The sequence below is a fragment of the Actinomadura sp. KC345 genome (genome assembly GCF_004348515.1).
Taxonomy (GTDB): domain Bacteria; phylum Actinomycetota; class Actinomycetes; order Streptosporangiales; family Streptosporangiaceae; genus Spirillospora.
This window is the reverse complement of record NZ_SMKH01000443.1, coordinates 1-4,688: the sequence shown is the minus strand read 5'-3', so window position 1 is coordinate 4,688 and position 4,688 is coordinate 1. Positions and strand designations below refer to the sequence as shown.

Below are 4,688 nucleotides of genomic sequence, written 5' to 3'. Positions count from 1 at the left end.
CCCCCACCCAACCACCTTTCAACGGACGAGCTTCGCTCGGCGCCCGAAGCCAGCCCCCACCCAACCACCTTTCAACGGACGAGCTTCGCTCCCCACCCGTACGCCACAGCTGGTCACCAGAGTGTCACGGGTGGGCACCGTGAGGCAGGCGCCAGACGTCCTCGCCCTCGTTCGTGGTCTCGCCGGTGCGGCGCAGGCCCAGTTTGGCGGCGACGGCCGCCGACGGGCGGTTGTCCGGGTGGATCGTGGCGACGATGTCGTCGACGCCGTGGGTGAGGAGCCGGTCCAGCAGGGCGCGGGCGGCCTCGGTGGCGAAGCCGAACCCCTGGTAGGGCATCCCGACGACCCAGGCGGCGGAGGCGACGCGCCGCGGCGGGCCCGGCGTCACGGTCGAGCCCGTGGCCGCGGGTGTCACGGCGAAGCCCGGCGGCGCGGGCGTGACGGTCGCCTGCACGTACCCGACGGCCTGCCCGTCGCGGAGGCGGCGGACGATCCAGCTCAGCCACCACTCCTGATGGAACGGCGCCGGGCCGGCGGCGAGGTGGGTGTAGCGGGCGCGCAGCTCGTCCCGGCTGAGGGGTTCACCGCCGATGTAGCGGTGCAGGCGCCGGTCGTCCAGGACGGGGGCCATCTCGTCGGCGTGATGGGCCGCCAGCGGTTCCAGGACGAGGCGCTTGGTCCGGATGGTCTCCCCGGGCGGCCCGTACACCCCCCGATCGTAGGCCCGCCGGGGCCGGGGGCGCCGGTCAGAGCCGCCGTGTCCAGACTCCGGCCGAGTGCTGCCTCGGGTCGAGCCAGAGCCACGGCTGGGCGTGGCGGAACGTCAGCTCGGTACCGGGCTGCCAGGGGAACAGGCCCTCCGGGTTGGGCCAGACGACCTGGAGCATCGGCAGCGGCGGCCGCCGGTAGAAGGCCACGGCGCCGCCGAACAGCGCGTCGTACCAGCGCGGGTCGATCTCCCGGAACGCGGCCGCCCGGCCCCGCACGACGCCGTCGCGGCGCTCGCCGTCCGCCGGGGTACGCCCCTCGGCGGTCTGCGTGCCGAGCGCGTTGAGGATCTCCTCGGTCTCGTAGACGTCGCCGCCGAACATCGCCAGCTCCGGCGCGCGGTGGCTGTGCCACAGGCCGACCGTGTACGCCCAGCCGGGCCCGGCCTCGTCGGGATGAACGAGGACGACGCTCCACCCGTACTGCGTGATGTGCACGATGGTCCGGAGCTGGAAGTTGTCCAGCCTGTCCCGGTCACCGTAGTCACGGCAGATCACGCAGGTGCACGGGGGGCCGACGCCGGACATGACCGTCAGTTTACGATCAATGGACCCTCGGTATCGCGCTGGGCGGGCCGGTCCAGGTCACAAACCGTGCGCGCTTGGGCGAACCGCCCCCCGCGGCGGACGTCGGCGAGTACGTTGAGCCGACCCGGGAGATCGCTTGTTCCAGCGAGGAGGGACCTTCCCATGGCCGACCGCGACGCAGTCGAGCCCGCCGCCGTCAACGCAGAGGTGCCGCACGCCGCGCGGATCTGGAACTACTGGATGGGCGGCAAGGACAACTACGAGTCCGACCGCGCCGCCGGCGACGCGGTGGCCGAGGCGTATCCGCAGATCGTCACCATGGCGCGGCAGTCGCGGCAGTTCCTCATCCGGGTGGTGCGCTACCTGGCGGCCGAGTGCGGAATCCGCCAGTTCGTCGACATCGGGACCGGGCTCCCCACGATGCAGAACACCCACGAGGTGGCGCAGGCCGTCGCGCCGGAAGCCCGGATCGTGTACGTCGACAACGACCCGCTGGTGCTGGCGCACGCCCGCGCTCTGCTCGCGAGCGCCACCGAGGAGGGCGCGACCACGTACGTGCACGCCGACTACCACGACCCGGGCCGGATCATCGAGGAGGCCGGGGAACTGCTGGACCTGCGCGAGCCGGTGGCGGTCATGTTCATGGGCGTGCTCGGCTACGAGCCCGACCTGGCCGTCGTGCGCGCCATCGTCGGGCGGGTGATGGACGCGACGGCACCCGGCAGCCACCTGGTGCTGTGGGACGGCACCGACACCGGAGCGGAGGTCGCCGAGGGCGCCGAGAAGCTCGTCGAGAGCGGAGGCGTCCCCTACATCCTGCGCAGCCCGGAGCAACTCGGCAGGTGCTTCGAGGGCCTTGAACCGGTCGACCCCGGAATGGTGCCGATCACCGAGTGGCGCCCCGACCGGACCCCCGTCCGGATCGACGCCTACGGCGCCGTGGGCCGCAAGCCCTGACCGGGACGGCGGTCACGCCCCGCCGGCCTGGGCGGCGCCGGGCTTCGGCGTCGCGCGCTCGATGATCGGAGCGAGGTCCAGACCGGGCGGCAGGGTGCCGAAGGCGCTGCCCCGGTCACCGGCGAGCCGCGTCGCGCAGAACGCGTCCGCGACGGCCGGGTGGCCGTGCCGGACCAGCAGCGATCCCTGCAGCGCCAGCGCCAGCCGCTCGACGACGCGCCGGGCGCGCAGCTCGATCGTCGCGAGGTCCCCGAGGGACGTCTTGGCCTCGCGGACGGCCGCGTCCAACCGCGGGTCGGCTCCGGACGCCCGCTCGATCTCGGTGAACAGCACCTCGACCGTCTGCGGCTCCTTCGCCATGGCCCGCAGCACGTCCAGCGCCGCGACGTTGCCGGAGCCCTCCCAGATCGAGTTCAGCGGCGACTCCCGGAAGAGGCGGGGCATGCCCGACTCCTCCACGTAGCCGTTGCCGCCCAGGCATTCCAGGGCCTCGGCGGCGTGCGCGGGCCACCGCTTGGTGATCCAGTACTTGCCGATCGCGAGCCCGAGCCGCTTGAACGCCGTCTCCGGCTCGTCCCCGCGCACCGAGCGGTCGGCCGCGCCCGCCAGGCGCAGCATCGTGATCGTGGCCGCCTCGGACTCGATCGCCAGGTCGGCGAGCACGTTGCGCATCAGCGGCTGGTCGACGAGGTACGCGCCGAAGGCCTTGCGGTGCGCCGCGTGGTGCACGGCGGTCGTGACGCCCTGCCGCATCCCCGCCGCCGCGCCGATCACGCAGTCCAGCCGGGTCATGGCGACCATCTCGATGATGGTGCGCACCCCGCGGCCCTCGTCCCCGACCCGCCAGGCGACCGCGTCGTGGTACTCCACCTCCGAGGACGCGTTGGACCTGTTGCCCAGCTTGTCCTTCAGCCGCATCAGCCGCAGCGGGTTCAGCTCACCGTCCGGCAGGACGCGGGGGACCAGGAAGCAGGTGAGGCCGCCCGGGGCCTGGGCCAGGGTCAGGAAGACGTCGCACATCGGGGCGCTGGTGAACCATTTGTGGCCGGTGAGCCGGTACGTCCCGTCCGCCCGGGGCGCGGCCTCGGTGGTGTTGGCCCGCACGTCCGAGCCGCCCTGCTTCTCGGTCATGGACATTCCGGCGAGCAGCGCCCTCTTCGTCAGCGGCGCGCGCAGACCGTGGTCGTACTCCCGCACGGCGAGCAGCGGCTCGTACTGCGCCGCCAGGTCGGGGGACCGGCGCAGTGCCGGGACGGCGGCGTACGTCATCGAGATCGGGCAGCCGTGGCCCGCGTCCACCCGCCAGGCGTAGAACTTGGCGGCCCGCGCGACGTGGGCGCCCGCCCGCGGGTCGGTCCACGCCGAGCCGTGGAGCCCGTGCGTCACCGCGACGTTCATCAGCTCGTGCCACGCCGGGTGGAACTCGACCTCGTCGATCCGGTGCCCGTAGCGGTCGTGGGTGCGCAGAACCGGCGGATGCTCGTTGGCGAGCCGTCCCCACTCCTGCGCCTGCTCGGTGCCCGCGAGCCGGCCGAGCTCGCGCACCTCGGCCTCGGCCCACCCGGCGCCCTCGCGCCGCAGACCGTCCAGGAGGACCGCCTCGTCGGCCAGGTCGTGCCCGGCGAGAGGGGGGACCTGATTGAAGACCTCGTGTGTCACCGTGCCGCTCCCGCGTCCTTGTTCCACCGGCGTTCACGCCGCTGCCCCGGAGGATACAGAACCCTGTTCGGGCAACCGTTGATCCTGTCGTCACGGGGCCCGGACGTCCATCCTCCTCAGGTGGTGGGGCGATCTCGTCCGCGCGGCGGATTGTCCCGCTGCGGCGGGGGCATACCTTCGAAATCATGAGTCAGTCCAGTCCGCAGCCGGAGCGGCCCTCCTCCTGCCGCCCGCGGGACCGGCGGCAGGACGTGCACCCCGACCGGCCCCTCACCGACCCTCCCGAACCGGGCCCGGACGCGATACGGGCGTCCGACGCCGAGCGGGAGGCCGTCGTCGAGCGGCTGCGGATCGCCTCCGTCGAGGGACGGCTCACCCTGGAGGAACTGACCGAGCGCAGCGAGGCCGCCTACGCGGCCGTCACCCGCGGCGAACTGGACCGCATCACCGACGACCTGCCCGGCTTGGGCGCCCCCGGCGCCAACCCCGCGCCGCGCCAGGTCCAGCGCAAGTTCAGCGCCGTCATGGGCGACTGCAAGGAGCGCATCGTCGGCCGCATCGACGAGCCCCTGGAGGCCCTCTCGGTGATGGGCGACGTCGAGCTCGACCTGCGCGGCGCCCAGGTCCCCACGGGCGAGATCGACATCTCCGCCACCGCCGTGATGGGCGACGTCAAGATCATCGTGCCGGACGGCGTGAGCGTCCGGCTCTCCGGCCGCGCCTTCCTCGGCGACCGCAAGGTCAGCGTCCGCGAACCCCGCCCCGGCGCCCCCGTCC

At 73.3% G+C, this 4,688-nt stretch carries 5 protein-coding genes; 2 read left to right on the top strand and 3 right to left on the bottom strand.

Annotated elements, in window-relative coordinates; genetic code table 11:
* Nucleotides 1–124: 124 nt before the first annotated feature.
* Both E1281_RS37665 and E1281_RS37660 read right to left on the bottom strand, forming a co-directional pair.
* Complete coding sequence (locus tag E1281_RS37665) at nt 125–709, bottom strand: GNAT family N-acetyltransferase (RefSeq protein ID WP_131884480.1); 585 nt, start codon at nt 707–709, stop codon at nt 125–127.
* A gap of 37 nt (nt 710–746) precedes the next feature.
* Entirely contained in the window at nt 747–1,295 is a 549-nt protein-coding gene (locus E1281_RS37660; RefSeq protein ID WP_131884479.1) for a DUF4262 domain-containing protein, read from the bottom strand.
* Between the two features lie 162 nt (nt 1,296–1,457).
* Between E1281_RS37660 and E1281_RS37655 the strand changes: the two genes are divergently transcribed.
* On the top strand, nt 1,458–2,252 hold the full coding sequence (locus E1281_RS37655) for an SAM-dependent methyltransferase (RefSeq protein WP_131884478.1): 795 nt from the start codon (nt 1,458–1,460) through the stop codon (nt 2,250–2,252).
* A gap of 12 nt (nt 2,253–2,264) precedes the next feature.
* Here the strand turns inward: E1281_RS37655 and E1281_RS37650 are convergent, their stop codons facing one another.
* The gene (locus tag E1281_RS37650; protein WP_131884477.1) at nt 2,265–3,911 is read right to left on the bottom strand and encodes an acyl-CoA dehydrogenase family protein; all 1,647 of its coding nucleotides are present in this window, start codon (nt 3,909–3,911) and stop codon (nt 2,265–2,267) included.
* A gap of 185 nt (nt 3,912–4,096) precedes the next feature.
* On the opposite strand from E1281_RS37650, the gene E1281_RS37645 reads away from it, so the two are divergent.
* On the top strand, nt 4,097–4,688 hold a 592-nt coding region (locus E1281_RS37645; protein ID WP_165959281.1), incomplete at its 3' end, for a DUF1707 domain-containing protein.

Bases quoted from the DNA above. Each gene is read 5' to 3' on its own strand.
- E1281_RS37660 (WP_131884479.1), bottom strand. From the start codon at position 1,295: ATGTCCGGCGTCGGCCCCCCGTGCACCTGCGTGATCTGCCGTGACTAC.
- E1281_RS37655 (WP_131884478.1), top strand. From the start codon at position 1,458: ATGGCCGACCGCGACGCAGTCGAGCCCGCCGCCGTCAACGCAGAGGTG.